This is a genomic window from Dehalobacter sp., assembly GCA_023667845.1.
GTDB lineage: Bacteria > Bacillota > Desulfitobacteriia > Desulfitobacteriales > Syntrophobotulaceae > Dehalobacter.
This window is the reverse complement of sequence record JAMPIU010000173.1, coordinates 1-2,623: the sequence shown is the minus strand read 5'-3', so window position 1 is coordinate 2,623 and position 2,623 is coordinate 1. Positions and strand designations below refer to the sequence as shown.

At 44.1% G+C, this 2,623-nt stretch carries 3 protein-coding genes; all 3 read right to left on the bottom strand.

Annotated elements, in window-relative coordinates; all coding sequences use genetic code 11:
- Window positions 1-289: 289 nt before the first annotated feature.
- The gene (locus tag NC238_14720) at window positions 290-1,243 is read right to left on the bottom strand and encodes a magnesium transporter CorA family protein (GenBank protein MCM1567160.1); all 954 of its coding nucleotides are present in this window, start codon (window positions 1,241-1,243) and stop codon (window positions 290-292) included.
- Between the two features lie 497 nt (window positions 1,244-1,740).
- Window positions 1,741-1,983: a helix-turn-helix domain containing protein gene (locus NC238_14715; GenBank protein ID MCM1567159.1), complete on the bottom strand. Its 243-nt coding sequence runs from the start codon at window positions 1,981-1,983 to the stop codon at window positions 1,741-1,743.
- 94 nt (window positions 1,984-2,077) lie between these two features.
- Window positions 2,078-2,623 (bottom strand): FAD-dependent oxidoreductase (locus NC238_14710; protein MCM1567158.1); only part of this gene is annotated, 546 nt, incomplete at its 5' end.

Below are 2,623 nucleotides of genomic sequence, written 5' to 3'. Positions count from 1 at the left end.
TGTATTCGTATACTGCTAATAGCTCACAAAACTATTAGCGGTATTTTCTTATCATTTTGGGTTTACGCCATGTACCCTAACCGCTCTTCGGCTATTGCGCCCTCCTTGGCGCGTCGCTCCTTGCCATCCATGGCACCGCGACATTAGGCCATCCGTGGCCGTCAAAAAGCCGCACTCCGCATCGTGCTCCGCTTGGGCGCGGATAGACTACATGGCGTTGATTTTGAGTATATAAAGTAATAGGAAAAGCGCCTCAAATGAAGCGCCATCTTAGACTGAATATCTTTTCTTATAATATCTTCCTTCGAATCAGGATATATACTGCAGTTCCCGTAACCAGCGCAGCAATCGCCACGACGAAGCCAAACCCATATGGATTCGAATCGCGGAAAGGGACATTGACATTCATCCCCCAGAAACTTGCGATCATCGTCGGAATCGCTAAAATAATCGTCATCGACGTTAAAAATTTCATGACCATATTCAAGTTGTTCGAAATAATGGATGCAAACGTATCTGTCAGATTTGTAAGGATCCTGCTGTACATCTCAACCATCTGAACAGCCTGATTATTTTCAATGATGACATCTTCCAGCAAATCTTCATCTTCTTCATGAATCTGAATGAGATGCCGGCACTGATTATTCGAGCGGATACGCAGCAGCCGATCCATAACAATGCCATTGGAACGAAGAGAAGAAGTAAAGTACGTTAAACCCTGCTGGAGATCCATCAGTTCGAATAGTTGTTTGTTTTTCATGGTTCTGCGCAGATCCACTTCAATTTGTTCACTTAACCTGCTGATTTGGCGTAGATATCTTAAATAATACGTCGCGGACTTATAGAGGATCTGAAACAAAAACCTTGTTCGCTTGGCCGTATTGAAAGACCGCCGGTTATACTCATTAAATTCGAGAACAACGGGGTTATTTTCGAGACATACCGTGATAATGTTTTCGGGCGTTATAACGATACCCAAAGGCAACGTATCATAGCTCGTCTCACTTAACATGACCGGTATATTAATAAGAATAAGCGCAGAATCATCCTCAATTTCAATACGCGGACGTTCTTCTTCATCAAGCGCCGCTTTAAGAAAATCAAGCGGGCAATTGGTTTTTTCCGCAATCAGAACAAGTTCATCTGGCGCAGGATTAACAAGGTTGACCCAGGCATTTCGCGTCAGGCTGTTCAGGTCATGTTCCTGGTAATTAATTCCATCATTTTTATAGATTCTGAGCACAGCTTCCCCCCCGTTTTCCGCAGGAAGAAAGTCTCAGAATCCGAATGAAAAAAGCTATCTGCTTGATGACAGAACTATTTTCAATCTTCAAAAAATCGTAAGAAAACTAAGACTTTTTCCTGCTTTATACTATTGCAGATTTCTATTCCTCCGTAGGAACCGTCACCGTCCAGTTTTCTCACCTGCTTTCATTTAGAAAATTTGGCTGATGCCAAGCCGTTGGCAGCCGCCTTCGTTTCACTGAAAAAAGACTCTAATGTTTCAAAAGTCTTTCGAAGCCTATAAAAAATATACTCTCTAATCAGGCATAAGTCAAACATTAATGAAAAATGACCGGCTGAACACGTACCGGTCATTTTCTATAATAATTTTTTGGACACCAAATTAAATAAAATTCTCGTTCATCCTATTGTAACTTATCAGGTGGTCATACCACCGTCCGACATGTACAATATATCACAAATCACATGAGTATACAAGTACTTTGCGTGATAGTTTTAAAATTTTTTTACAATTTTTCGGATGGTGCTAAGCAATATATTCATCGTTCTCATGGTCATAGGTGAAATTCTGGGTTTTCGTATTAACCCCTCAACTCCAAAGTTTTCATACCGTTTTACCCAGCGTCGTACATGTGTATCTCCGCATCCGAGTAATCTCCCAACAGCTTTACATGACATGTGTTTTTCGGTTACTTTCATTACTGCTTCCAGACGTTGTTTATAAGAATATTTTGCCATAGAAAAGTGCACCTCCAAATGTTGATTTTTTGTCCAACATTTGGGGTGCACATTAACATTGACGTCTTTTATTTAGGGCTAAGTTGTGTTACAGTCAACTAGTTGTCATTAAATACGCGTCGATCGAAGCTGCAGCCGTTTTTCCAGCCCCCATTGCGAGAATGACAGTGGCTGCGCCGGTCACGATGTCTCCGCCGGCATACACACCCGGAATCGAGGTCGCCATGGTCGTCTCATCGGCAACGATGTTCCCCCACTTGTTCAGTTCCAAACCTGCTGTCGTGGTGGTCACGAGCGGATTCGGTCCCTGGCCGATCGAGACTACGACGGTCTGCACCGGCAGCTCAAACTCGGAACCTTCAATCGCTACCGGACGGCGGCGTCCGGATGCATCCGGCTCACCCAGCTCATATTTCAGACAGGTCATGCTCTTGACATTACCGTTTTCGTCACCATTGATCGCAATCGGATTGGTCAATATCTTAAACTGAATGCCTTCTTCCTCAGCGTGATGCACTTCCTCAACACGCGCCGGCAGTTCGGTCATGGAACGGCGATAAACGATGTAAACGTCTTTGGCGCCGAGACGAAGCGCTGTTCTGGCTGCGTCCATGGCCACGTTGCCGCCGCCAAGTACCGC

Excerpts from the sequence above, each read along its gene's own strand:
- NC238_14715 (MCM1567159.1), bottom strand. The coding sequence starts at position 1,983 with ATGGCAAAATATTCTTATAAACAACGTCTGGAAGCAGTAATGAAAGTA.